The 24,086-nt window shown below is 69.0% G+C and carries 20 protein-coding genes; 3 read left to right on the forward strand and 17 right to left on the reverse strand.

Going from position 1 to position 24,086, the window contains the following annotated elements; all coding sequences use genetic code 11:
• Nucleotides 1-67: 67 nt before the first annotated feature.
• A complete protein-coding gene (gene pknB / locus ACFTS5_RS27920; RefSeq protein WP_378636824.1) occupies nt 68-1,993 on the reverse strand; it encodes a Stk1 family PASTA domain-containing Ser/Thr kinase in 1,926 nt (641 codons plus the stop codon).
• Nucleotides 1,994-2,118: 125 nt separating this feature from the next.
• Here pknB and ACFTS5_RS27925 point away from each other — a divergent pair, with 125 nt between their 5' ends.
• Nucleotides 2,119-2,487 (forward strand): Rv2175c family DNA-binding protein, encoded by a 369-nt coding sequence (locus ACFTS5_RS27925; protein ID WP_378636605.1) that lies wholly within the window; start codon nt 2,119-2,121, stop codon nt 2,485-2,487.
• Between the two features lie 32 nt (nt 2,488-2,519).
• Here the strand turns inward: ACFTS5_RS27925 and ACFTS5_RS27930 are convergent, their stop codons facing one another.
• The 4 genes from ACFTS5_RS27930 to ACFTS5_RS27945 form a co-directional block, all read right to left on the reverse strand.
• Nucleotides 2,520-3,632, reverse strand: coding sequence for a phytoene/squalene synthase family protein (locus ACFTS5_RS27930; RefSeq protein ID WP_378636608.1), 1,113 nt, complete (start codon nt 3,630-3,632; stop codon nt 2,520-2,522).
• A gap of 38 nt (nt 3,633-3,670) precedes the next feature.
• Nucleotides 3,671-5,332: an alpha-(1->6)-mannopyranosyltransferase A gene (locus ACFTS5_RS27935; RefSeq protein ID WP_378636611.1), complete on the reverse strand. Its 1,662-nt coding sequence runs from the start codon at nt 5,330-5,332 to the stop codon at nt 3,671-3,673.
• Nucleotides 5,333-5,433: 101 nt separating this feature from the next.
• Complete coding sequence (gene crtI / locus ACFTS5_RS27940; RefSeq protein WP_378636613.1) at nt 5,434-7,020, reverse strand: phytoene desaturase family protein; 1,587 nt, start codon at nt 7,018-7,020, stop codon at nt 5,434-5,436.
• A gap of 13 nt (nt 7,021-7,033) precedes the next feature.
• Nucleotides 7,034-8,188 (reverse strand): polyprenyl synthetase family protein, encoded by a 1,155-nt coding sequence (locus tag ACFTS5_RS27945; RefSeq protein WP_378636827.1) that lies wholly within the window; start codon nt 8,186-8,188, stop codon nt 7,034-7,036.
• Nucleotides 8,189-8,438: 250 nt separating this feature from the next.
• Between ACFTS5_RS27945 and ACFTS5_RS27950 the strand changes: the two genes are divergently transcribed.
• A complete protein-coding gene (locus tag ACFTS5_RS27950; RefSeq protein WP_378636616.1) occupies nt 8,439-9,440 on the forward strand; it encodes a methylenetetrahydrofolate reductase in 1,002 nt (333 codons plus the stop codon).
• A gap of 9 nt (nt 9,441-9,449) precedes the next feature.
• Here ACFTS5_RS27950 and ACFTS5_RS27955 read toward each other — a convergent pair whose 3' ends face one another.
• Nucleotides 9,450-10,028, reverse strand: a complete 579-nt coding sequence (locus ACFTS5_RS27955; protein ID WP_378636619.1) for a DUF2867 domain-containing protein — start codon at nt 10,026-10,028, stop codon at nt 9,450-9,452.
• 146 nt (nt 10,029-10,174) lie between these two features.
• On the reverse strand, nt 10,175-11,752 hold the full coding sequence (locus ACFTS5_RS27960; protein WP_378636622.1) for a DHA2 family efflux MFS transporter permease subunit: 1,578 nt from the start codon (nt 11,750-11,752) through the stop codon (nt 10,175-10,177).
• Nucleotides 11,753-11,836: 84 nt separating this feature from the next.
• Between ACFTS5_RS27960 and ACFTS5_RS27965 the strand changes: the two genes are divergently transcribed.
• A complete protein-coding gene (locus ACFTS5_RS27965) occupies nt 11,837-12,319 on the forward strand; it encodes a MarR family winged helix-turn-helix transcriptional regulator (RefSeq protein WP_378636625.1) in 483 nt (160 codons plus the stop codon).
• Between the two features lie 40 nt (nt 12,320-12,359).
• Here the strand turns inward: ACFTS5_RS27965 and ACFTS5_RS27970 are convergent, their stop codons facing one another.
• From ACFTS5_RS27970 to ACFTS5_RS28015, 10 genes are all read right to left on the reverse strand, one after another.
• The gene (locus tag ACFTS5_RS27970; RefSeq protein WP_378636628.1) at nt 12,360-13,508 is read right to left on the reverse strand and encodes an LLM class flavin-dependent oxidoreductase; all 1,149 of its coding nucleotides are present in this window, start codon (nt 13,506-13,508) and stop codon (nt 12,360-12,362) included.
• A complete protein-coding gene (locus ACFTS5_RS27975) occupies nt 13,505-14,314 on the reverse strand; it encodes a DUF1684 domain-containing protein (protein ID WP_378636630.1) in 810 nt (269 codons plus the stop codon). Before ACFTS5_RS27975 ends, ACFTS5_RS27970 begins: the two co-directional genes overlap by 4 nt.
• Nucleotides 14,311-15,678: an NtaA/DmoA family FMN-dependent monooxygenase gene (locus tag ACFTS5_RS27980; RefSeq protein WP_378636633.1), complete on the reverse strand. Its 1,368-nt coding sequence runs from the start codon at nt 15,676-15,678 to the stop codon at nt 14,311-14,313. Before ACFTS5_RS27980 ends, ACFTS5_RS27975 begins: the two co-directional genes overlap by 4 nt.
• On the reverse strand, nt 15,675-16,802 hold the full coding sequence (locus ACFTS5_RS27985) for an LLM class flavin-dependent oxidoreductase (RefSeq protein WP_378636636.1): 1,128 nt from the start codon (nt 16,800-16,802) through the stop codon (nt 15,675-15,677). Before ACFTS5_RS27985 ends, ACFTS5_RS27980 begins: the two co-directional genes overlap by 4 nt.
• Nucleotides 16,799-18,466 (reverse strand): dipeptide ABC transporter ATP-binding protein, encoded by a 1,668-nt coding sequence (locus tag ACFTS5_RS27990; protein WP_378636638.1) that lies wholly within the window; start codon nt 18,464-18,466, stop codon nt 16,799-16,801. Before ACFTS5_RS27990 ends, ACFTS5_RS27985 begins: the two co-directional genes overlap by 4 nt.
• Nucleotides 18,463-19,290 carry an ABC transporter permease gene (locus ACFTS5_RS27995; protein WP_378636830.1) on the reverse strand — a complete coding sequence of 276 codons (828 nt, stop codon included), beginning with the start codon at nt 19,288-19,290 and terminating at the stop codon, nt 18,463-18,465. The genes ACFTS5_RS27990 and ACFTS5_RS27995 overlap by 4 nt, the downstream gene beginning before the upstream one ends.
• 67 nt (nt 19,291-19,357) lie before the next feature.
• Complete coding sequence (locus ACFTS5_RS28000) at nt 19,358-20,407, reverse strand: ABC transporter permease (protein ID WP_378636641.1); 1,050 nt, start codon at nt 20,405-20,407, stop codon at nt 19,358-19,360.
• Between the two features lie 2 nt (nt 20,408-20,409).
• Nucleotides 20,410-22,029 (reverse strand): ABC transporter substrate-binding protein, encoded by a 1,620-nt coding sequence (locus ACFTS5_RS28005; RefSeq protein ID WP_378636643.1) that lies wholly within the window; start codon nt 22,027-22,029, stop codon nt 20,410-20,412.
• Complete coding sequence (locus tag ACFTS5_RS28010) at nt 22,026-23,096, reverse strand: LLM class flavin-dependent oxidoreductase (RefSeq protein ID WP_378636646.1); 1,071 nt, start codon at nt 23,094-23,096, stop codon at nt 22,026-22,028. Before ACFTS5_RS28010 ends, ACFTS5_RS28005 begins: the two co-directional genes overlap by 4 nt.
• A 28-nt stretch (nt 23,097-23,124) precedes the next feature.
• On the reverse strand, nt 23,125-24,084 hold the full coding sequence (locus tag ACFTS5_RS28015; RefSeq protein ID WP_378636648.1) for an ABC transporter substrate-binding protein: 960 nt from the start codon (nt 24,082-24,084) through the stop codon (nt 23,125-23,127).
• Between the last annotated feature and the right edge of the window lie 2 nt (nt 24,085-24,086).

The following is a 24,086-nucleotide window of genomic DNA, read 5'->3' on the forward strand; positions in this document are numbered from 1 at the left end:
GAGCCCGGGGCGGTCAGCGGGGACCGCGCCCGGGCTTTTCTTTGTCCTTCTCGGGATCCTTGCCCCTTCAAGGCAGGGCGGTGAGCGTGACGACGCTGCCCGCCTCCACATTCGAGTTGAAGCCGGGTACCTGGCCGATGACCAGGGAACTGTCCGAATCGGTGAGGGATTTGACCTCGACCCGTAGACCGAGCTGTTGCAGTTTGGACCGGGCACTGCCGACGCTTTGACCCATCACATTGGGGACCTTGACCGCATTCGACACGATCAGCGTCACGGTATCGCCCGATTGCAGGGTGGTGCCGACGGCCGGCTCGGTGGCGATGGCCTTGTCGCCCTCGACGCTCTTGTCGAACTGCACGCGTGTCTCGCGAACGACCAGGCCCGCGGTGGTCAGCGCACTCGCTGCCTCCTCGGCGGTCTTGCCGCGGACATCGGGCACGTTCACCGGCTGGGAACCCTTGCTGCGGTACACCTTCACCTGCGCGCCCATCGGCAGGATCGTGCCCGGCGCGGGCTCCACCTTGGCCAGCGAACCCTTCGGTGCGGTACTGGCCGCCTCGCCGCTGTCGATGGGCTGCAAACCGGCATCGCGGATCGCCTGGTTGGTGGCGCTGAGCTGGTCGCCGGGCTTGATGTCGGGCACCCGCGGTTTGCCGTTGGAGATCAGCACCGCGACCGTGGAACTCTTGGTCACCCGCGACCCGGCCGACGGATCGGAGCCGACGACCCCGCCCACCGGGACCGTGTCGGAGGCCTTCTGCCGTAACTCCGTCTCGAAACCGGCTTCCTGCAGGACCGCGACGGCCCGCTCGGAGTCCATGCCCGCGATCGGCGGCACCGCGGTGTAGCGACCGACGCCGATCCACCAGCCGCCGATACCGACCAGCAGGGTCAGCGCGGTGACGATGCCCACCCACACCAAACCTGTTCGGCGCGAATGATCGTCGCCACCGCCGAACGCGCTCGCCGCCGGTGCGGGGGCGGGGGCGTACTCCTCCGGGCGCGGGCGCGGTGCGGTGACCACCCGGGTGTGGTGCGGTTCGGGCGCGGGGGAATGGTGCGCGGCCATCGGCGGCGGGGTCGCCGGGCGCTCGCCGGGATGATGCGCGGCACCGGTCTGATAGCTCTCGCTGAGATGTTCGGCCGAATCGCGCGGTGCGGGCACCCGGTAGGGCGGCAGATTCAGCTCCATCGCGATCGTCTGCAGTTTCGCCGCCATCTCGTTGGCGTCCGCGAAGCGCTGCGCGGGGTCGCGGGAGGTGGCCTTGGCGACCAACGCGTCGAATTCGGGCGGTACGCCACCGATGAAGTTGCTCGGGGCGGGCACATCGTTCTCGACCCGCTGATACGCCACCGACAGCGAGTTGTCGCCGGTGAACGGCACCCGCCCGGTGAGCAGTTCGAAGATCAGGACGCCGAAGGAGTACACGTCGCTACGGGCATCGGCGGTGCCGGTGGTGACCTGCTCGGGGGAGAGGTAGGCGGCCGTGCCGAGGATCACGCTCGCGGAGGTGGTGTTGGCCGCGGCCACGGCACGGACCAGGCCGAAGTCGGCGATCTTCACCTCGCCCGCGTCGGAGATCAGCACGTTCTCCGGCTTCACATCGCGGTGGACCAGGCCCGCGTCGTGGGCGGTGCCGATCGCGCGCAGCACCGGCTCGGCCACGGCGCGCACGGCGTGTGGCGGCATCGGCCCGCGTTCGCGCAGCAGCTCACGCAGCGTGCCGCCCTCGACCAATTCCATGATCAGGAACGGGTATTCGCCATCGACGCCCTGGTCGTACACGGCGACCAGCGACGGATGCTTGAGCTTGGCCACCGCCCGCGCCTCGAACTCGAAACGGCTGAGGAACTGCGGGTCACCGGCGAACTTCGGGTCCATCACCTTGATCGCGACGGGGCGATCGAGCCGGGTGTCGGTCCCGCGGAAGACCATCGACATCCCGCCGCGAGCGATCGGCGCATCGATGCGATAGCGCCCTTCCAGCATCTGGCCGATCAAGTGATGTCCTCCGGCATTCAACCGGCCGCCGTGTGCGGCCACCACGATGGTAACCGGGTGGTGTGGGCATGCCAGACGATGCGTGCGCGCCGACACGTACTACCGTTGTGGGAGTGAGTGCCTTCCCCTGCAGCGACGACGTGCTGCCCGACACCGAAACCATCGTCTCGCTTCCCGAGGCGGCCGATATTCTCGGCATCCCGGTCACCTCGGTGCACCAATTGCTGCGTGACCACCAGATCCTCGCGATCCGCCGCGACGGCGTCGCGGGCATTCCGTCCCGCTTCTTCGATTCCGAGGACGAGATCGTCCGCATGCTTCCGGGCGTGATCACCGTCATGCGCGACGCGAAGTACACCGACGAGGACATTCTCGGCTGGCTCTACACCGACGACCCCTCCTTGCCCGGCCGCCCGGTGGACGCTCTGCACGGGCAATTGGCCCGCGAGGTGGTTCGCCGCGCGCACGCCGAACCCTTCTGACCGTCACACCGCAGGATCGCGCGCGACCACGATCAGTGGCCGTTGCCGGCGAACCGCAGTGACCAGCGGTGGCCGCTGGGGGTCGTGAAACCCTTGGCGGCGACCAGGATTCGGCGACGGTGGGGGACCGTGGCCCGGGTGGTGAAGACCTGGTAGTCGGCCGCTTCGATGCGGTCCAGGATTTCGGCGTAGAGGACGGCGGCGGTGGTGATCGCCGGGCGTACGCGGGGGGCGAGCAGGGCGATGCCGGGGAGGGCTTGCCGGTAGATGTCGCGGTTGACGGCGATCAGGTGGGCCAGCGCGCGCCGCAGCGGTGCGTCGGTGTGGCCCCGACGACGGCAGTCGCGCAGGTGGGCTTCGTCCACGCCGAACGCCGTCAGCTCGTCGAGGGGCAGGTAGACGCGGTCGCGGTCGAGGTCTTCGGCGACATCGCGCAGGAAATTGGTGAGCTGGAAGGCCTCGCCGAGGGCCGCGGCGGCCGGTTCGGCCTCGGTGACGGGGACGACGGTGCCGAGGACCGGCAGTAGTTGCAGGCCGATGGCCGCGGCGGATCCGCGCATGTACTCGCGGAGCTCGCTCATCGTTGCGTAGCGGGTGCGGTGGGTGGCCGTACCGGGGACGTCCATACGCATGGCGTCGAGGAAAGTCCAGATGTGGGTGTGCGCGATGTCGTAGCGGCTGATGGTGTCCGCGGCCGCGGTGATGATCTGATGGCGGCGCGGGTCGGTGGTGTCGAGGTCGCCGTGTTCGAGGGCCAGTCGCAGGTGTTTCTCGACGAGGTCGAGGTGCTGGGCGGGGGAGACGTCGACGACCTGCGGAGGTTCACTCGGTACGGGAGCGTGCGGCTGGGCCGAGGTTCCGGCGAGCCGCGCTGGGGCGCGTCGACCAGCGATGAGATCGGTCGGAGCGAGGCTGTGCGGGGCGCCGTCGCGGGGGTCGAGGACGCGGGCTGGGTTGTCGGCATGGTCGACGATGTCGTCGACCATCCGGGCGAACGCGTACAGCGCGTGTACGGCCTGCCGACGTTCCGGTGAGAGCAGTGTGGTGGCCACGTAGTAGGTGCGCCCGTGCTCGGCGGCGATCCGCCGGCAGCTCGCGTAGGCCGCATCCAGATCGGCGGTCAGCGGTCGGGCATCTCCGGACACGTTCACTGTGTCGTGTCGAAGCCTCTGCGCGCGAGGGCTCATGCTCGAACTGGCGGCGCCGATTCCGTGGCAACGGCCTTCGAACCGGCCGAACGCAGATGCAGCGGATCGACGGTGCGCAGCGACACCGCCGCGACCACGGCGGCGAAGGTCGCGAGCGCGACATGCCAGAAGTTGTAGAGGCCGATCGACCCGTCGGGCTGGAACACCAGCATCAGCCATGTGCAGATCCCGACCAGCCACATCAACGTGCGGGTCGACATCGCGAACCCGGCGGCCAGCGCGAGCGGCCACGAGTAGTACCAGGGCAAAGCGGCGGGGGAGAGCAGCACGATCGCGACGAAGGCGATGATGATGCCCATCACGGCCTCACGCTCACTGTGCCGGAACCGCCACCAGGTCGCGACGAGCAGCGCGACCATGGCGATCTGGCACAGCAGGCGGGTCACGTCCAGCACGGAGTTGAAATCGAGCGGGGTCACCCAGGTGACCATGTGCGCGAGGATCGTCGGCAGCGACAGCCAGTTGATGATCTTGTTCGAGCCCTGCAACGCGGTGACCCAGCCGAAACCGACTCCCGCGATCACCGACGCCGCGCCGAACACCAGCGCGAACACGCCCACGCCGATACCGGCGATCTTGGCGAAGACGAACAGCGGGTGCGGCATATCCGCGGACGGTCTGGCAGCGTCGGGGTGTTTCTGTTCTTCGGCGAGTGCGGCGTCGGAATCCACCGCGGCTCGCCGCTCGGCGGCTCGCCGTTCCTTCTCGTGCAGAATCCAGATCCACACCAGGAACGGCAGTGCCACGCCTGCCGTCGCCTTGATCGCCACGCCGATGGCGACCACCACGATGCCGGCCACATGATGGCGTTCGAGCACGAGCGCGACGCCCGCGCACATCAGCCCGACCATCAGCATCTCGTTGTGCACGCCACCGATCAGATGCACCAGCACCAGCGGGTTGAGCACGGCCAGCCACAGCGCGACCGTCGGCTTTCCGCCCAGATGCTTGGTCAGATACGGCACCGCCCACATCATCAGCGCCAGTCCGGGCAGCATGACGACGCGCAGCGCGATGGTCCCGGCGATGACGTTCTCGCCGGTGAGCGAGGTGATCGCACGGCCCATCAACAAGAAGACGGGGCCGTACGGGGCGGTGGTGGTGGTCCAGACCGGGCTCACGTTGTCCAGCAGCACGCCGGGATTGGCGACGGGACCCACCTGATAGGGGTCGAAACCGTCACGCAACAGGGCACCCTGGGCGAGGTAGGAGTAGGAGTCACGGCTGAACATCGGCGCCGCGAACAGCAGGGGCGTGATCCAGATTCCGACGATCGCCCGCAACTCGTTGAGCGTGACCGTCGATTCGCCCTGGCCGATGGTGGTGCGACCCAGCCGGACCCACGCCGTGATCATCAGCAGCACGCCGATCCAGATCACGATCGTCGACAGCACGTATCCGTGGCCGAATCGCAGCCACGACAGGTGCAGCGCTTCGAGCAGCGGATCGCGTTTGCGAACAGCCCCCGCACCGAAGCCACCGAAGGTGATCATCATGGCGCCGAAGAAACCCATCAGAGCGGCGTGGCCCTCGGGGCTCCTGGCGAACTCGCCTGCGGTGCGCAGCCAGGTCCGGACGCCCGGGTCGCTCCCGGCGGGTAGGTGACGCTGGCGCTCGAGGGTGCGCGTGTTGTCCATGGTGCCTACGGTCGTCTCGGAGGGCGGCATGTTCGGTCGGTCCCCCCGGATGGTCGGCGGTCGCAACCGCGAGCTGATAAGTCGGCCGTCAGTTTACGGCTTCAAGTTGGAACACTAACCCGGTGGTCGGTACCGGCGTGTGCCCGGCTGCCGGTGATTCGTGCCGCCGCCAGCTTGCCGGACAGCAGTGTGGTGGGCACACCCACCCCCGGAGTGGTGCCGCAACCTGCGAGAACGACGTTGTCCACACCCCTTGGCAGATTGCGTGGCCGGAATGGCCCGGTTTGCCGGAATACATGGGCGAGGGAGAACGGAGTGCCCGCGATCATGCCCTGGGCGGCCCACGTGGCGGGTGTGTCGAGGTGGTCGACGCGGAAATGTTCGGCGATGCCGGTGTAGCCGCGCTGCTCCAGTACCCCGAGCAGCTCGCGCAGGTAGGCGGGGGCGAGCCGGTCCCAGTCGAGCGGGGCGGCGGTCAGGTTGGGGCACGGCGCGAGCACCGACAGTGGTTCGAAGCGCCCGGTGGCCCGGTCGACGAACTGGTCGGCGTCGGTGAGCGCGGGCCGGGTGAGCAGCAGCGACGGATCGCTCATGAGCCGGCCGCGGCCCTTGCGCGCGGCGATCTCGGCGAAGGTCTGTGCCCAGGCGGCGCCGAACTCGATGGTGTGATGGGCCTGTACGGGCCAGCGTGCGGCGACTTCGGCCGGGATGGTGCCGTGGGCGACGACGGCCGAGGGAGAGGCGCGCAGGCCGCGACGGTGGCGCAGGCCGAATGTCGGCAGTGAGCCGATATCGGCGGTGAGGACCACCGCGTCGCAGGGGTAGGTGCGCCCGTCGGCGGTGCGCACCGCTTCGGCGCGTCGGCCACGGCCCTTCTGCCCCTGTCCGTTCGGTGTCCGTGCGGGGCGATAGTCTATGCCGTCGACGTCGGCATTCAGTACGAGCTGACCACCCGCGGCCGTGAACGCCTCGGCGAGCGCCGCCGTGATCGCGCGCATTCCGCCTTCGGGGAAGTAGACACCCAGGCAGGTGTCCATGTTCGGGATCGCGCCGTAGACGGCGAGCGCGTCGTCCGGCGACATGCCCGCGTACAGCGCCTGGAAGGTGAACAGCCTGGTCAGTCGTTCGTCGCCCAGAAAGGACCGTACGCGTGGCCCGAGTTTGCCGAAGCCGCCGAGCTTGGCGAGCGCGGTGAGCGCGGCCCGGGAGCGCGGTGTGCGCACCATGTCGAGCGGCGAATCGAAATCGGCGTTCATGAACTCGTCGAACTCGGCGTCGTAGACGCGGCCGAGCCAGTCGCGCAGTCGGCGGTAGTTGCGCGCTTCGGTAGGCCCACAAGCACTTTCGACCTCGGCGGCCATCAGATCGGCGTCGTCGAAGACGCGGATGTCGCTGCCGTCGGCGAAGCGTGCGTGATAGGCGGGCGCGAGGCGGTGGATGCGCAGGCCCACGCTCTGCCTGGTGTGCCCGACGGCGGCCAGCGCGTCGTCGATCACCTCCGGCAAGGTGAGTACCGTTGCGCCGCTGTCGATCTCGTAGTCGTCGAACCGGTATCGACCCACCCGGCCGCCCGGATGATCGGCCCGTTCCAGCACCGTCACCTCGCGACCCGCGCCCCGCAGGTGCAGCGCGGCCGCCAGACCTGCCAGCCCGGCTCCGACTACGACGACGTGATTCCCTTGTCCCACAACACTTTTCCTATCAGGCTGCGCGGCGAGTGGCAGCCAGTGCCATGGTGTGGAGCAACTGCTTGGCCTCCGGCGTCGCGGAACTGGTCGCGATGGCGGCGAGCCCGGTGTCGGTGAGCTCGGTGATCCGGCGCTCCACGTCGTCGACCGCGCCCAGGTCGGTGAGCACTGCGCGCAGCCGGTCGACGGCGTCGTCGTCGAGGTCCGTGCCGAGGCCGGTCCGGATCAGCGCGGCGGAGGCCGGATCGGCCCGGCGCAGCGCCTCGGCGATCAACACGGTCCGCTTGCCCTCCCGCAGGTCGTCGCCCGACGGCTTCCCGGTCACCGCCGGGTCGCCGAACACGCCGAGCAGGTCGTCACGCAGCTGGAACGCGATCCCCACGTCGGTTCCGTAGATCCGCAGCGCGTCCACCAGTGCCTCGTCGGCACCCGCCAGCGCCGCGCCCAGATGCAACGGCCGTTCGATCGTGTACGCGGCGGTTTTGTACCGGTTGATCCGCAACGCGGCCTCGACCGACTCGTCGCCGCCCGCCTCGCCGTTGATGTCGAGGAGTTGCCCACCGAGCACCTCGGTCCGCATCCGGGCCCACACCGGCGCGAACCGGGCCAGCGCCCGCGGGCTCAAACCGGCCTCGTGCACCAGATCGTCCGCCCAGGCCAGCGCGAGATCGCCGATCAGAATCGCGACCGCCGAGCCGTAGGCGGCGCCGTCGCCGGGCCAGCCCGCCGCCGCGTGCCGATCCTCGAACTCGATGTGCACGGTCGGGAACCCGCGCCGAGTACGCGAGGAGTCGATGATGTCGTCGTGCACGAGCGCGCACGCCTGCACCAATTCCAGGGCCGAACAGGCGGTGAGTACGGCGGCGGCATCCGGCCCGGCGGGATCGCCACCGGCGCCCAGCCAGCCGGTCCACGCGAATCCCGGTCTCGTGCGCTTGCCGCCACGAACCACGAACTGTCCGAGCGCTTCGACGGCGTCGAGGAAGACGGGCCCCAGCGGCTCGACGATCTCACGCCGGGTGGCGAAGAAACTGGTCAGCACCTGTTCGACAGCGGCGACGAAGGCCGGTGTGCCCGGGGTCAGCGCGACGAGATCGACCGAGGTCAGAGCGTCGGCGGCGGACCGGGATAGCGGGGTACCGATTCCGGCGGACAGGGCGGCCTCCAGGGGCGAAGTGGGCGAACAGCGGGACCGGTTGGGCACTCGGTGGTGCGGTCACCAGCGTTGTCTCGAACGATACGCGGGCGGACCGGGCGCGCTCGCGGCGCACAGGGCCGCTGCGACGCAGCCCACATCCGGGTTTCCGCGGTGCTGCCGCCCGCGGGCATGTCCATCGGCCTTGACGCATTGTCCGATGTTCGGCGCCCGGTTTCCCAGTCGGTGCCGGGGCGTCATCGCCTCCCACTAGACTGAGCCGGTGGATTTCGACAATGGACGGGGAAGTTCGACCCCAGATCGACCCGCCCAGCGGCCGTCGATCGTCTCGAACACCCCCTCGGTGGTGCAGAGTCTGCGCACCCATTCGGGCAACGGCGTGCCGTTCTCCGTGGAGTTCAATCCTCCGCGCGACGAAGCGGGCGAGGCTCGGCTGTGGCGCGCGGTTCGCGAGTTCGAACGCATGCATCCCGCCTTCGTGTCGATGACCTACGGTGCGGGCGGGTCCACCCGCGACCGCACCGTGCGTATCACCGGTGCGCTCGCGCAGGAAACCACCCTGCTGCCGGTCGCCCACCTCACCGCGGTCGGGCACAGCATCGCCGAACTGCGCTCCCTGATCGGCTCGTACGCCGACTCCGGCATCTGCAATGTCCTGGTCCTGCGCGGTGACCCGCCCGGTGACCCGCTGGGCGAATGGGCCAAGCACCCCGGCGGGGTCGAATACGCGGAGGAACTGGTCCGCATCGTGCGCGATCTCGGGGACTTCCACGTCGGCGTCGCCTCGTTCCCCCAGGGCCACCACCGCTCGCCCGACCTCGACCACGACACCCACCACCTGGCGGCGAAACTCCGTGCGGGAGCGGAGTATTCGATCACCCAGATGTTCTTCGACGTCGAGCACTATCTGCGTCTGCGCGACCGCGTGATCGCCATGGACCCCATCGAGGGCGCCAAGCCGATCATCCCCGAGCTGATGCCCATCACCTCCCTGCGCACGGTCGCCCGCGCCGAAGAACTCAGCGGCCGCCCCGTCCCCGCCGACGTGGTAGCCCGCCTCACCCGCGCGGCAGGCACCGGCCCGGAGGAAGACCGTGCCGCCGTCCGCGCCGAAGGCATCCAGATCGCCACCGAAATGGCCCAGCGCCTCACCGAAGAAGGCGCCCCCTGCCTCCACTTCATCACCTTGAACTTCGCCAAGGCCACCAGCGAAGTCCTCACCAACCTCGGCTACGGAGTATCCGCCGCCCCCCTCAGCGCCTAGGAACAGCGCTTACCGCTTGACGGCCAGGTCGTTCCAGGTGTGTTCCCAGCTGCGGGTCATCGCCGGGTAGACGATGCCGTAGCGGAAGGGCTTGATCAAGGCCATGTAGAAGCGGCCGAACCAGCCGTTGGGCTTCACCAGGACGGCCATTTGTAGGTGGTAGCCGGTGTTGTCGGGGACCCAGCCCAGGTGCATGATGCCGTGCATCGTGCCGTTGGCGATTTCGGCGGCGTATTCGTTGTCCAGGACGTAGAGGGCAGTGAGGGGGCTGTCGTCGGTGGGGACGTCGGTGTCGCGCAGGTCGGCGGGGAGGCGGTCGCGGAGGGAGGCGACCCGGGTGCCGGTGCCTGCGTCTTCGCGGTCCCAGCCGAACAGTTCGCCCAGCTTCCAGCGGATCTTGAACAGCAGGCCGCTGATGCCGGTGGACTCGGAGGCGCGTTCGGCCTGGAGGGCGGCGAGCAGGGCGGGGAAGTCGTCGGGACCGCCACCGGGGGTCCGGAATTTCCAGATGTCCTCGACATGGAAGTCGGGAGCGATCTCGTGGATGCGCCAGGGTTGGCCGGTGTGGGCCGATTCGGGTAGTCGCATAGCTGGAACCTCCATGTGTACGGCGGCGTATAAGTCGAGAGTAGCGCTGATATACGCCTACGTATAGAAGGGGGAGTGTGATTGATGCGGGCTTGACGAGAGCGTGGGGGCCGCGAAACGAGTCCGGGCCCCCGGGTGAACTGGTGCTACTCGTGTCGTTCGGGTTTGACGAACGCCGTAGTGGCCAAGGCGAGCACGAGCAGGCCGGCGCACAGGTAGCTCGCCACCTCGATGCCCGCGGCCATGGCCGCGCGCGCCGCTTCCGCGATGGGCACTGTGTCCGGGTTTTCGGCGAACGCTCCGATCGCCGAACCGGCGCTGTCGGTGACGGTCGGCTCCAGTTGCCGCACTTCGGGTTCGGGCAGGCCCGCGTCGGTCAGGCGGTCGCGCAGGCCGGTGCCGACGGTGCTGAAGTAGATGGTGGTGAGGACGGCGATGCCCAATGCTGAGCCGAGTTCGCGTGCCGCGCTTTGAATTCCCGAGCCCTGTCCCGCGCTCTCGCCCGGCACGTCGGCGAGCACGATATTGGTGACCTGGGCGGTAGCGAAGCCGACGCCGATGCCGTAGACGAACAGCGCGAGCGCGATCGACCACCAGCTGCTGTCCGCCGCGGCGAACAAGCCGAGCAGCGCCAGTCCGGCCGCTTCCAGCAGCAAACCGATCCTGACCTGGCCCAAGGCCGAGACCGAGGCCGTCAGTGAGAAACTCGCGCCGCTGGCGACGAAACTGCCGATCGCGAGCGGCAGGAGGGCGAGCCCGGCCTGCAGCGCGGTGTAGTCGAGGGCGAATTGCATCCACAGCGGCAGGACCGCGATGATGCCGAACTCGCCGACGCCGACGATCAGTGTCACCACATTGCCCCTGCGGAACGAATCGATCGAGAACAGCCGCACGTCGACCAGCGGTTCCCCGTCGGTACGTCCGAGTAGCGCCTGTCGGCGCCAGAAGAGCCCGAGGGCGAGGGCGGCGCCGACGAACGCGACGAGAACTGGTGAAAGCCCACTGCGCCAAGCGAACCCGCCGATGCTCAGCGGCTCGGTGACGACCAGCCATCCGTAGTGCCGGCCCTCGATCATGGCGAAGGCGAGCAGCCCGAGGCCGAGTGCGGACTGGGCCGCTCCGAGCCAATCGACGTGACCGGCGTTCTTCGGTGCGGCGGGGAGATGGATCAGCACGGCCACCATGATCAGCGCGACCGCGGGGATGTTGATGCCGAAAGCCCACCGCCAGGAGAAGTCGGCAAGCCAGCCGCCGAGCAGCGGGCCGAGCGCCGCGGCCGCGCCGATCGTGGATCCCCAGATCGCGAAGGCCTGTCCGCGAGCCTTTCCGGTGAATGCCGCGTTCACCAGAGCCAGCGAGGTCGGCAGGATCATCGCCCCGCCGACGCCCTGCAGGAAGCGGGCCGCGATGAGCAGGCCGCCACTGGGCGCGAGCGCGGCGAGCAGGCTGGTGGCGCCGAAGACGACCAGCCCGATCAGGAACAGCCTGCGTGCGCCGTAGAGATCGCTGAGTCGGCCGGCGACCAGGAGGAGCGCGGCGAAAACGATCGCGTACGACTCCTGGATCCATTGCGCCTGAATCGAGGTGATCGCCAGGTCCTCGACGATCGGCGCGAGGATCACGTTCACGATCGTCAGGTCGACCACGATCAACGCGACGCCGAGTGAGACGGCGATCAGCCCCAGCCACAAGCGCAGCGGTGGAGTCTCGGTTTCTGTCCGCACTATACCTCCGTCGTAAAGTTACTTTACGATGAAGGTAAATGGCGGGCAGGTAAGTTGTCAATCGGTGGTCGACGAGAGGACGAGATGGTGGAGCAGACGTCCGGCGATGTCGCGATGCGGCGGCAGCGGCTCGCCGCGGGGCTCATCGACTACGGCGCGAGCTTCACCGAACTGGGCCGCCGATTCGCGGAAACGCTCGGCGTGCACTCCACCGACGCCTTCGCGCTGATGGAGATCGCGGCCGCCGAACACGCCGAAGAACCGCTGTCTCCCGCGCTGCTGAGCAAGCGGATCACCCTGACCTCGGGGGCGATGACCACCCTGCTCAACCGGCTGGAGCAGGCGGGATATATCACCCGCAGCCGCGAGCACGCCGATCGCCGGGTCGTGACGTTGCGGTGCAGCGCGAACGCTCGACAGCTGGCCGACGAGTTCTTCCACCCGATCAACGCCGAGCAGGACGCGATCCTCGCCGAATACGAGCCCGACCAGCTCGCGCAGTTCGAGCGGTTGCTCGAGCGGTTGCGCACGGCGATGGACCCCGGACAGCCGAAGGGCGCCCCGTAGTCGAGTCGACGTTGCGGGGCGCCCAAGGGTGGTCGGCCGATCAAGCCGCGCGGGCCGCCCGCAATCCCCACGCATCGGCCAGCAGGCGGTGTGATTCGAGCCGGTCGGCGTGGTCGTGGGTGATGGTGGTGATCAGCAATTCGTCTGCGCCGGTAACCCTTTGGAGGGCCTCGAGCCGTTCGACCACGGTGGTGGGCGAGCCGACGATCTGCGAAGCCAGGCGATCGTCGACGAGGCGGAGTTGATCCGGGGTGAGCGGGGACGCTGTTGCGGGATCGGGGTATTCGGCCGCGCCGCCGCTGCGGATGCTGTGAACCCAATGTCCGTACGTGCTCGCGAGGTGGCGGGCGGTGTCGTCGTCGGCCGCGGTGACGACGTCCGCCGAGACGATCACGTGCGGTTCGGCCAGCTGAGCCGACGGCCGGAACGCCGCCCGGTACGCCTCGACCGCGTCCAGTGCGGACCCCGGCGCGACGTGGTAGGCGGCCGCGAACGGCAACCCCGACTTGCCTGCCAGCTCGGCGCTTTCGCCCGCCGAACTGCCGAACAGCCACAGCTCGGTGTCGATGCCCTCGCCGGGAACGGCGTGCAGCTCGACACCGCCTGCGGTGAAGTAGCGGCCGTCGAGGAGCGCTTGCACCTCGGCCACCTGGTCGGCGAAGTCCAACGACTCCGCGCCGGGCTGCTGCAGCGCCTCGGCCGAGGCGAGGAACTTCGTGCGGTCGGTGACGCGGCGTGGATCGAACGGTGGCGGCACCACCACACCGTCACGCACCTCGGTCCGGCCGGTGACCGTGTCCAAGATCGGGTGCCCGCCCTTGGTGGTCGTGGCCGCGGCGCCGAACTGGCTGCGCCGATGCCCCGACCGGCCCAGACCCAGATCGAGTCGTCCCGGGTACAGCGCGTCGACGGTGCCGAAGGCCTCCACGATCGAGGCCGAGGTGTGATGGCCCACCTGTACCGCGCCGGTCCCCACCCGGATGCGCGAGGTCGCCGCGGCGACCAACCCGAGCAGCGTCAGCGACGACGAACTCGCCACCGACACGAAATGGTGTTCGGCCAGCCAGTATCGGCGATACCCCCACTGCTCGGCCTGCCGGGCGAGGTCGACGGTATTGCGCAGTGCCTGTGCGGCACTGGAGCCTTCGCTGATCGGTGACAGATCGAGAATCGACAGCGCGACGCTCATAGCTTCGGATCCTGTTCTCCCGCTTCGATCGCCACGCGCAGCCGGTTCTCGCGCGGTGCGACCGGGCAGGTGGCGAAGTCGGTGAACGCGCACGGCAGGTTCACCGCCCGGTTGAAGTCGAGCGTGACGGTGCCGTCGGCCTCGACCGCGCCGACGGCGAGCGAGCGGGCGGCCGGGTAGGTGGTGACGCCGCTGGTGGCGTCGGTGAACAGCACCTTCAGGTCGTCGGGGGTGCCGAAGGCGAGCAGCGCCTCGTGGCTGTCGCCGATGCGGAATTCGATGATTCCCGCGGCGCTGTGGTGGTGCTCGAGCCCGTCGACCACGGCGCCGGTCGTGACGGTGCGTGCTTCGCCGAACGCGGTGAAGCGCCCGGTCACCACCCAGCGGGCGTCGGCCGGGTAGGCCGCGACCCCGGTGAACGCGGTCAGTGTCGGCGCGGCCGGATCGTGCACGCGCACCGCGTACTGACCGGAGCGCCGGATCACCTCGAGGACCCGCTCCTCGTTGAGCACGCTCACCCCCGGCGCGCCCTCCACGGGCGTCACGATCTGCACGCCGCCGATCCGCTCGCCGTCCACATCGAGCCGGTCGGCGGGCTGGGCGGTGATGAACACCTTGTCGTCGGTGACCCACCAGGTGCCGGGGACGCCGTCCAGGCGCGCCGGGCTGTCGGTGAGCCAGTGCAACCCCGCCAGGCTGAGCCAGCCGAGAGGATCGCGCAGGCCGTCCTCGCGGGCGTGATGCCAGCGCGCCCAGTCGTCGGCGAATGTCGTGGTGGGGGTCGGGTTCTCGACGGTGATCGTCATGACGCGCGTGCTCCTTCGGCGACGGTGTGGTGGTGGGGGTGACGCAGACCGAGATGGTCGCGCAAGGTAGTGCCGGTGTATTCAGTGCGGAAGCTGCCGCGTTCCTGCAGTTCGGGGACCACGGTGTCGACGAATTCGTCGAGCCCGCCGGGTGTCAGGTGCGGGACGAGGATGAAACCGTCGGACGCGTCGGACTGCACGTACTGGTCGATCTGCTCGGCGACCTGGGCGGGTGTGCCGATGAACTGCTGGCGGGCGGTGACCTCGATGATGAGTTCGCGGATGCTGAGGTCGCCCGCCTCGGCCTGTTCCCGCCACGCCTTCGCCACGGCCAGTGGATCTTTCGTGTGCCGGACCCGGCCGCGGGTGATCTCGGCGGCGGCGTCGGGCTCGACATCGGGCAGCGGGCCGTCGGGGTCGTAACCGGAAAGGTCACGGCCCCAGACCTGTTCGAGGAAGGCGATGGCGGTCTGCGGGCTCACCTGCTGGTAGCGGATGTCGCGAGCCCGTTCGTGCGCCTCGTCGGTGGTGTCGCCGAGGACGAACGTGGCCGCCGGCAGCACCAGCAGATCACGGTGTGCGCGACCGTATTTCGCCAGCCGGCCCTTGACGTCGGCGTAGAATTTCTGGCCCGCCTCCAGGGTGCCGTGCCCGGTGAAGATCGCGTCGGCGGTCTTCGCACCGAACTCGCGGCCCTCGTCGGAATCGCCCGCCTGCAACAGCACCGGATGCCCCTGCGGACTCGGCGGAACGACGAACGGCGCCGCGAAGTCGAATTGTGAACTGCGGAAGGCGGTGACGGGAATGTCGCGGGCGAAGATTCCCCGCTCGCGATCGATCACCAGTGAGTCGGTGGGCCAGCTGTCCCACAGTGCCCTGGTCGCGGCGACCACCTGTTCCGCTCGCCGATACCGCTCACCGTGTTCGAGGTAACCACCGCGCCGGAAGTTCTCGCCGGTGAACGCGTCCGAGGAAGTGACCACATTCCACGCGGCCCGACCGCCGGAGAGATGATCGAGCGAGGCGAACTGCTTGGCGACCTCGAAGGGTTCGTTGTAGGTGCTGTTGATGGTGCCCGCCAGCCCGAGCCGCTCGGTCACCGCCGCCACCGCGTTGAGCACGGTGAAGGTGTCCGGCCTGCCGACCACATCCAGGTCGTGGATCTGCCCGCGATGCTCGCGCAGCCGCAATCCCTCGGCCAGGAAGAAGAAGTCGAAGAGGCCGCGCTCGGCGGTGCGCGCCAGATGCTCGAAGGACGCGAAATCGACCTGCGATTTCGAGGCGGGATCGGCCCAGACGGTGGTGTTGTTCACGCCGGGGAAGTGCGCGGCGAGGTGGACTTGCTTGCGTGGTTTCGAGGTCACCGCGCTGCTCCTGTCGTGGCGTATCGGCTGAGTGGACGGGGGAGACCGAGGCGCTCACGCAGGGTCGCGGTGGTGGTGCTCGGCGCGACAGCGGACCGATGGGTGGTGAGCTCGGCCAGCGAGGCGTGCAGGGCCAGCGGTCGCAGGACCACGCCGTCGACGGCGTCGGCGCGCGTGATCTCGGCGAGGAGATCGTCGAGCGCGGCGGCGGTACCGACGTGGTGGAATCCGAGCGGCGGGTGGTCGGCCGCCCAGTGATCGAGCTCGCGCACCTCGGCGAGTGCGGCGTCTGCCGAATCTGCCAGGTGCACAGGCAGATCAAGCAGGATCTGCACCGTGTCGGGATCGCGGCTCTCGGCGGCGATCGCCGCGCGCAAGGCCACGCGATGCGCGGCGGCGGCCGCGAGATCGGGGGCGCTGATGCGGATGATGTCGGCGCGGCGAACGGCTACCTCGGTCGACTCGGGGGTGTCGGCGCGGACCGTGATGACGGGTTGGCCCTGCGGCGAACGCGGGGTGATCGACGGGCCCTTGACCGAGAAGTTGTCGCCGGTGAAGTCGATGTAGTGCAGGCGGTCACGGTCGATGAACCGGCCGGTGGGTACGTCGCGGATCTCGGCGCCGTCCTCCCAGCTGTCCCACAACCGGGTCACCACCTCGATCGCTTCGTCGGCCTCGTGCCACAGCGACTTCGGATCTTGTACCGCTTTGCGCCCGAAGGCCTTCGCCTCCACCTCGGTGGTGGACACGGTCACCTCCCACCCCGCGCGGCCCAGGCTCGCGAAGTCGAGCGCGGTCACGGCCTTGGACGCGTGGAACGGTTCGGTGTGGGTGACCGGTACCTGCGGGATCAAGCCGATCCGGCTGGTCAGCGGGGCGGTGCGGGCGGCGATCGCGACGGCGTCGAGCCTGCCGCGGGTCACGGCCGCGCCCCCGGACTGGATGCCGAACGAGTCGGGCAGGAAGACGGCGTCGAACCCGAGCTGCTCGGCCGAGGCGATCACGGCGGTCCAGTAGCCGGCGGTGAACAGGTCTTCGGCGCCGGAATCGGTGCGCCGCCAGGACGCGGGGTGCGTTCCGGTGCCCACCGTTTCGATGCCGAGGAACAGTCTGGGCTGGCTCATCGGGTGTGGTCCTTTCCGTCGAGGGGATCGATCCGGGCGCCCGGCGCGGGAATCGCCGCGAGCAGCTCCCTCGTGTACGGGTGTCGCGGATCGGTGAACAGGGTTGCGGTGGAACCGGTTTCGACGACGCGACCGTGGCGCATCACCGCGACCCGGTCGCTGATCCGGCGCACCACGGCCAGGTCGTGGGAGATGAACAGGTAGCCGAGGGCGAGTTCGTGCTGGAGGGTGTCGAGCAGGTCGAGGATCTGCGCCTGCACCGAGGCGTCGAGCGCGGACACCGGTTCGTCGAGCACCAGCAGGTCGGGGTGTAGGGCCAGCGCGCGGGCGATCGCCACGCGCTGTCGTTGTCCGCCCGACAGTTCCGCGGGCCTGCGTTTCGTGAAATCCGCCGGTAGCGCGACCTGTTCGAGCAGCTCGGCGACTCGTTTCGTCCGGTCGCCGATCCCGTAGGCGCGCAGCGGTTCGGCGATGATGTCGGCGACCTCCCAGCGTGGATCCAGCGAGGAGTACGGGTTCTGATACACCACCTGGAACCGTCGACGCAGCGTGCGCAGGCGGTTTCGGCGGGCGCTGGTGAGGTCGTGGCCGTCGAAGGTGACCGTCCCGCTGTCGGCGTCGGTGAGTCGCAGAGCGATACGCGCCGTCGTCGACTTGCCCGAACCGGATTCGCCGACCAGCGCGAGCGTTTCCCCACGATCGAGACTGAACTCCACATCGTCGACGGCGGTGATGGAGCCCGCTCCCGCGTGGAAGCGCTTGTGCAGGGCGTGAACCGACAGCAACGGCTTTTCCGCTCGGGGTCGCAGGGGCCGGAATTCGGTGGGCGACAGGGCCGGGGACGCGGCGAGCAGGCGCTGCGTGTACGGCTGTGCCGGGTGGTGCAGAACCTGTGCGGTAGTGCCGGATTCGACGACCTTGCCCTGCTCGAGCACCACCAGTCGATCGGCCCGTTCCGCGGCAACGGCCAGGTCGTGGGTGATCAGCAGGACAGCCGTCCCACGGGCCGCGATCCGCTCGGCCAGCCGATCGAGCACCTGCCGCGCCACCGTCGCGTCGAGTGCGCTCGTCGGCTCGTCCGCGATGATCAGCTCCGGCCCGCACGCCAGCGCGATCGCGATCAGCACGCGCTGACACTGCCCGCCGGACAGCTCGTGCGGATACTGCCGCGCCCGCACCTCCGGGCGATCCAGCCCGACCTCTTCCAGCAGGTCGAGAGCCTGGAGTGCCGCCCCGCGCCGGTCGGCCAGCCGATGCACCAGCAGCGCCTCGGCGACCTGATCACCCACCCGCAGCACCGGATTGAGGGACAGGCCCGGATCCTGTGGCACGAATCCCACCCGCGCCCCGCGCAGCCGCCGTAGCGCCTTCTCGTCGCCCGGATCGACCCGCTCACCGGCGAACTCGACCTTGCCCGCCACGATCCCCGCCGAATCCCCGAGCAGCCCGATCACCGCGTGCGCCAAGGTCGATTTTCCCGACCCCGACTCGCCGACGAGGGCGAGGACCTCTCCTCGCGCCACCTCGATCGACACACCGCGCAGCGCGGACACCGGCCCCGCACTGGTCCGATACTCGATATGCAGATCTTCGACCCGGAGCAACGGCTGGTCCGTTCCGGCCGAGCTCAGCGTGGGGCGCGTTCCGTTCGTCGTGTCGCTCATCGTGTTTCGGTCCTTCCAGCGAATCGACCCACCCGCTGAGCCGACAACACCACGGCGATGATGACCAGGCCGGGCAGCGTCGTCAGCCACCAGGCGGAGGCGAGGAAGTTGCGGCCCTCCGAGATCAGCGAACCCCATTCGGGGGTGGGTGGTTTGGTGCCGTAGCCGAGGAAGCTGAGCGAGGACACAGCCAGCACCGCCATGCCGAATTCGACCGCGGCCAAGGCCAGGACCGGCTGGAACGCATTGGGTAGCACATGCCGGACGAGCACCGCGTACCAGCGCACGCCGGACGCGTGCGCGGCCTCGACATAGGGCGCGTGCCGCACCCGTAGCACCTCCGAGCGCATCACCCTGGCGAAGTTCGCGATCAGCGAGACACCCACGGCGACAGCCACATTGCGGGTGCCGAAGCCGAGCGCGGTGACCAGGGCCAGCGCGAGCAGCAGCGACGGGATGGACAGCAGCACATCGACGATCCGCATGATCGCGGTGTCGACGATGCCGCCCGCGGCGCCCGACAGCAGCCCGAGTACCGACCCGACCACCAACGCGATCCCGACCGCGGTGAGCGTGGCGGTGAGCGAGAGCCCCGCACCGTGCACCATCCGCGTGTACAGGTCGCGCCCGAGATTGTCGGTGCCGAACCAGTGCGCCGCGCTGGGGGCCTGGAACTTCTCCGCGGGCACTCCGATCAGCGGATCGCCGGAGGCGAACACCGAGGGCGCCACCGCCCAGCCGACCGCGACGGCCAGCACCACGCCCGACACCACCAGGCCCAGGTGCGCGCGGGCCCATCGGGCAGTTCGGGCCGCTCGGTGCACGCGCGCGATGCCGTGATCGGTCACCGATTCGGGCCGTGCGGTCGGCGCCGGTCGGCGCACGAGGATGTCAACCACGTTCACTCCTTTCGGTGTCGGTGTTCGAGCCGTCCGATTCGCTGGACTTCCCAGCGACGGACACGGCTTCGGCGGGGGTGCCCGCGATCGGTACGGCACGACTGCGCCGCGTCCCGGTGATGCGCGGATCGAGCAGCGGATAGAGCAGGTCGACCGCCAGATTCACGCCGACGAAGATCAGCGCCGAGAGCAGCACCACGCCCTGGACCACGGGGATGTCCTGGTTGAGCACGGAGGTCTGGGTGAGCCGGCCGACGCCCGCGCGGGCGAACACCGACTCCACCACCACCGACCCGGCCAGCATCGTGCCGACCAGCACCCCCGCGATGGTGAACGCGGGCACGCTGGCCAGCCGGGCGATATGACGGCGCTGCACCCACCAGCGGGACGCGCCCTTGGCCAGCGCCACATCGGTGAACGGCTGACGCCAGGTCTGTTCCAGCCCGGCGGCGAGAACCTGGGCGAGCACCGCCCCGATCGGTAGCGCCAGCGTCAGCGCGGGCAGTAGCGTCCCGCGCAGCCCGGTCCCGCCGAAGGCGGGGAACCAGTGCAGCCGGAAGGAGAACAGCTGCAACAGGAGCAGGCCGGTCCAGAATGTCGGCACCGAGACGCCCAGCGGTGGTAGCGCACTCAGGGCGTTGCGCAGCCAAGGCCGTTGCGTGTAGGTAGCGGCGAACGCGAGGATCGTCCCGCCGATGATCGCCAAGAGCAGTGCGAGAGCGGCCAGTCCGAGAGTGGGCGGGACAGCGTCACCGATGGCTTCGGTGACCGGCTGGCCGGTGTTGATGGAGCGGCCCAGATCGCCGCGCAGGGCGTTGCCGAGCGCGGTCAGGTACTGCTCCCACAGCGGCTTGTCCAACCCGTACCGGGCTTGCATCTCCGCTACGGCCGCCTTGTCGACCGGGGTGCCGAGGCCGGCGCCGTCGGCCGCCATCGAGACCGGATCCGAGGGCAGCGCGTACAGCACGAGGAAGGAGATCGTGAACGCCGCCCACAGCACCCAGATCGCCTGCAGTACGCGCGAACCCACGTATCGGCCCATGATCAGTGCCCGCTCAGCCAGGTGTCGAAGAACTGCAGTCGGGCCGAGGCCTCGAACTTCACGTCCTGGGTGTGTCCGGCCACGCCGATCGCCTGCGACAGTTCGATCGTCGGCAGGTAGAGGCCGTTGTCGAGCACCAGCTTCTGCACGGTCGCGAGCAGTTCCGCGCGCGCCGCCGGGTCGTTGGTGGCCAGCTGCTTGTCCAGCGCCTCGTCCAGGGCCGGGATCGGGCCACGGGCACTGAGATTGCGACCGGTCAGCGAGAACGAGGTCCGCAGGATGTCACCATCGGCGCGGGTGGAGTTGCCGTAGAAGGAGTCGTAGTCCTTGGTGTTCATCTTCGCGGTGCTCTCCGGTCCGGAGACCAGGTCGAGCTTCAGATCCACCCCGATCTGGCGCAGCTGCTGCTGGGTCAGTTCCAGAATCGCCTGGTTGCCCGCGAACACCTGGCTGAACGTCACCGAGAAGCTCAGGCGCTCACCGTTCTTGGTACGGATGCCGTCGGCGCCGGGCAGCCAGCCCGCCTGGTCGAGGGCGGCCTTGGCCTTGGCCGGGTCGTAGGCGAGCCGGGCCGACTGATCCAGGTACGCCGGGGTGGCCGAGGCCAAGCTGCCGGTCGCGTACTTGAACTGCGGGCCGAGCACGGTGTCGACGAGCTGCTTGCGATCCAGTGCGGGCAGCAGCGCCTGACGCACGGCCTGGTCACGCAGCGGACCACGAGTCACATTGAGCTGGAGGCCGAACGGGGTCCCCGGGTTGGAGGTGGACAGCACCCCGCCGCCCGCGGCCTCGATCTGCGGCGCGTCCTGCGGCAGCGCGTCACTGATCGCGTCGAGCTGACCCGAGGCCAGGCTGCCGGTCCGCACACCCGATTCCGGGACCACGGTGAACTCGATCCTGTCCAGATACGCCTCGCCCTTGTGCCCGAAAACGGCCGAGCCCCAGTTGTATCCGGCACGCTTGGCCAGCGTGGCCGAGGAGTCCTGCTTCCAGCTGGTGTAGGTGAACGGTCCGCTGCCGATGTTGTCGCCCGCGCACCGAGCCTCGGCGGGCTTGGCGTTGGTGGACTGGGCGAGGATGCCCAGCTGCGGGGTCGAGGTGGCCTGCAGGAACTGGGCGTTCGGCTGGCTGAATTCGACACGGGCGGTGAGCTTGTCGACCGCGGTGGTGCCGACATAGTTGGTGAGATAGCTGACCCCGAGTGCTGCCTTCGCCCCGCCGAGCTTGATCGTCGCGTCGAAGGTATCGCGCACCGAGTCCGCGGTGAGCGCGGTGCCGTCGCTGAATGTCACGCCGTCGGCGAGCTTGAAGGTGAACACCTTCGCGTCCGGGCTGACCTCCCAGGTCTTGGCCAACCAGGGTGTGATCGCGCCGGTCTTCGGGTCCTGATCGGTGAGCGAGTCGACGATCTGGCGGGCGACGTAGATGGTCTGATTACTGGCCGACTGAGCCGGATCCGAGCAGGTCGGGGCCTGGGAGAGACCGTAGCGCAACGTGCCACCGGGCTGCGGCGGTCCGGCCTGACCACCCGAGCCGCCGGTGTCGCTGCCACAGGCGACCACCGTGGTGACGGCGGCCAGGGCGCCGACGGCGGCGGCGATGCGATGACGAGGACGGATCACGAGATAACTCCAGATAATTGGCGGCCAGCGGCCAGAGGACGACTCGGAATGCGGCGGCGCAGCTCGGGCGCCACCTCGGCCTGGAACAGTTCGAGACTGCCCAGGTACTCGGATTCGGTGCGGCCGTCACGTTCGGCGGACAGGTGGATCACCTCGTGCCCGAACTGTTCGTGATAGCGGCCGACCTTGTCGATCACCTGCTCCGGGCTGCCGACCAGCGCCGACGAGCGGGTGACGAAGTCTTCGACGGTCTCGAACACGACCGGATTACCGACCTTGCGCTGCAGCGAGGTCCGCGCCTCGAACAGCGGGCGGAACACCTCGACGGCCTCCTGCGAGGTCCGCGCGACATGCAGGCCCGCGGTGCCCGCGCCGACCAGCGCATCGGCTGGGTCGTGACCGTAGTGCGCCCACCGCTCGCGATAGTGGCGGATCAGCGCGGCGTACGGCTCGATCGGATTGGTGACATTCGCCGAGAACACCGGATCACCGTGGCGCGCGGCCAGTTCCACCGACTCCTTGCTCGTCGCACTCCCGTGCCAGATCCGCACCCTCGGCTGCAGCGGTCGGGGCAAGGCCTTGGCCGCGGCGAGCGAAGGCCGGAACTGTCCCGACCACGTCACTTCCTCGCTGTCCCACAGCGCCCGGAACAGTTCGTACCCTTCCCGATTGCGCTCCCACTGATCCTCGGTGGTGACGTGGTAGAGCTGCGCCTGCGCCGCGCCGTTGCCCTTGCCGATGATCAGCTCGAGCCGGCCCTCGGACAGGTTGTCCAGGGTGGAATAGTCCTCGAACGCACGCACCGGATCGAGCAGACTCAACGTGGTGACCGCGGTGAACAGGCTGATCCGCGAGGTGAGGGCCGCGATATGGCTCAGCACCACCGGGGGAGCGGCCGACAGGAACGGATCCTCGTGCCGCTCACCGACAGCGAACCCGTCGTAGCCGAATTCCTCGGCGCGCCTGGCCTGTTCGACCACCTCGTGCAGGCGATCACGTGTCGTCGGGACCACACCGGTGACCGGATCGGGTACCCGGGTGATCAGCGTCATCAGCAGGAACTTCATGCGCGGTCTCCCAGCTCGTCGAACGACCTCATGCGGCGGGCTTCTTCGGCAGACCGGGCGGGTTGATCCGCGACTCGGTGACCTTCTCCGAATTCAGGCCCCATCGGTCGAGGATCTTCTGGTAGCTGCCGTCGGCGATCGCGTGCTGCAGCGCCTTGTGGATCGGGCCGATCAGGCCGTTGTCCTTCTTGGTGAGCGCCGCGATCTCGCCCTGCAGCTGCTCACCCGCGCCGGAGAAGGTGGCGATGATCTTGCCGTCGCTGGTGGCGGAGTGGTACACGGCCGCGGGGTTCGGGCCGATGTAGCCGTCGATGCGCTTGGAAGCCAGCGCCAGGTAGTAGTCGGTGCTCTGCTGGTAGTAGGCGATGTCGACCGGGGGCAGACCCTCGGCGACGTTCTGCTCGTTCCAGCTCACCAGCAGCTGTTCCTGATTGGTGCCCGCGCCGATACCGATCCGTTTGCCCGCCAGGCTCTTGCGGTCGGTGTAGGTGAGCGGACTGTCCTTCGGGACCTCGAGAGCGACGGTGTCGGTGCGGTAGGTAGCGAAGTCGTACTTCTCCTTGCGCTCCTCGGTGACGGTCACATTCGAGATGAACGCGTCCACCTCACCGGAATCCACCCGCACGAAGTTCTGCGACCAGTCCGCCACCTGGATATCGAGCTTCAGGCCCAGGATGTCGGCCACCAGGGTGGCGAAGTCGACCTCGGAGCCGATCACGGTCCGGTCGTCGGTGGCATAGAACCGCAGCGGCGGCACGGAACCGGCGGGACCGGTCACCACCAGCGTGCCGCGGTTACGGATGGCCTGGGGCACCTCGGCGGCGATCGCGTCGACCTTGGCGGCCCGCACCCTGCCCTCCTGGGCGGGGGACAGGTCGTAGGTGATCGCACCGGCCTGCACGGTGTCGGCGGCCTCGGGCTCGGCGGTGCAGCCTGCCGTCAACAGCGTGGCCGCCGCGACGATGCCGATCAGGGTGGAGAGCTTCATCA

Source organism: Nocardia sp. NPDC056952 (genome assembly GCF_042674185.1).
Lineage (GTDB): Bacteria > Actinomycetota > Actinomycetes > Mycobacteriales > Mycobacteriaceae > Nocardia.

What these genes read in the sequence shown, in the direction of transcription:
- ACFTS5_RS27955 (WP_378636619.1), bottom strand. Translation starts at nt 10,028, where the DNA reads ATGCGACTACCCGAATCGGCCCACACCGGCCAACCCTGGCGCATCCAC.
- ACFTS5_RS28000 (WP_378636641.1), bottom strand. Translation starts at nt 20,407, where the DNA reads ATGGGCCGATACGTGGGTTCGCGCGTACTGCAGGCGATCTGGGTGCTG.
- ACFTS5_RS27975 (WP_378636630.1), bottom strand. Translation starts at nt 14,314, where the DNA reads ATGACGATCACCGTCGAGAACCCGACCCCCACCACGACATTCGCCGAC.
- ACFTS5_RS27935 (WP_378636611.1), bottom strand. Translation starts at nt 5,332, where the DNA reads ATGGACAACACGCGCACCCTCGAGCGCCAGCGTCACCTACCCGCCGGG.
- pknB (WP_378636824.1), bottom strand. Translation starts at nt 1,993, where the DNA reads ATGCTGGAAGGGCGCTATCGCATCGATGCGCCGATCGCTCGCGGCGGG.
- ACFTS5_RS28015 (WP_378636648.1), bottom strand. Translation starts at nt 24,084, where the DNA reads ATGAAGCTCTCCACCCTGATCGGCATCGTCGCGGCGGCCACGCTGTTG.
- ACFTS5_RS27970 (WP_378636628.1), bottom strand. Translation starts at nt 13,508, where the DNA reads ATGAGCGTCGCGCTGTCGATTCTCGATCTGTCACCGATCAGCGAAGGC.
- ACFTS5_RS27990 (WP_378636638.1), bottom strand. Translation starts at nt 18,466, where the DNA reads ATGAGCGACACGACGAACGGAACGCGCCCCACGCTGAGCTCGGCCGGA.
- ACFTS5_RS27985 (WP_378636636.1), bottom strand. Translation starts at nt 16,802, where the DNA reads ATGAGCCAGCCCAGACTGTTCCTCGGCATCGAAACGGTGGGCACCGGA.
- ACFTS5_RS27965 (WP_378636625.1), top strand. Translation starts at nt 11,837, where the DNA reads ATGGTGGAGCAGACGTCCGGCGATGTCGCGATGCGGCGGCAGCGGCTC.
- ACFTS5_RS28010 (WP_378636646.1), bottom strand. Translation starts at nt 23,096, where the DNA reads ATGAAGTTCCTGCTGATGACGCTGATCACCCGGGTACCCGATCCGGTC.